Origin of the sequence: Clostridium sp. C105KSO13, from assembly GCF_001517425.1 — a bacterium.
GTDB lineage: Bacteria > Bacillota > Clostridia > Lachnospirales > Lachnospiraceae > Muricomes.
Map to the genome: position 1 here is coordinate 1 of NZ_FBWL01000001.1, position 251 is coordinate 251.

1 protein-coding gene is annotated in these 251 nt (G+C 36.7%); it reads left to right on the forward strand.

The window, feature by feature from the left end; translation table 11 throughout:
* Positions 1-131 (forward strand): IS3 family transposase (locus BN3456_RS00005; protein WP_141654459.1); only part of this gene is annotated, 131 nt, incomplete at its 5' end.
* Between the last annotated feature and the right edge of the window lie 120 nt (positions 132-251).

Genomic DNA, 251 nt, shown 5'->3' on the forward strand with positions numbered 1-251 from the left:
AGAAAGAAGAAATCTATCTTAACACTTACCAAGACTTTGAAGAATGTCGTAAGGCACTCTTTGAGTATATAGAATCCTGGTATAATCGCCAGAGGATTCACAGTGCACTTGGATATAAAACACCTCAATGATCTCTCGGAATTCTGATTGATCATGCCAGCACTGCTGGCAACAGGACATTGAAAAGTGAATATTATCCAAAATGAAATAAATAGTGAAAAAAGAGTATGAGAAATAGAGATGCCTGCTCT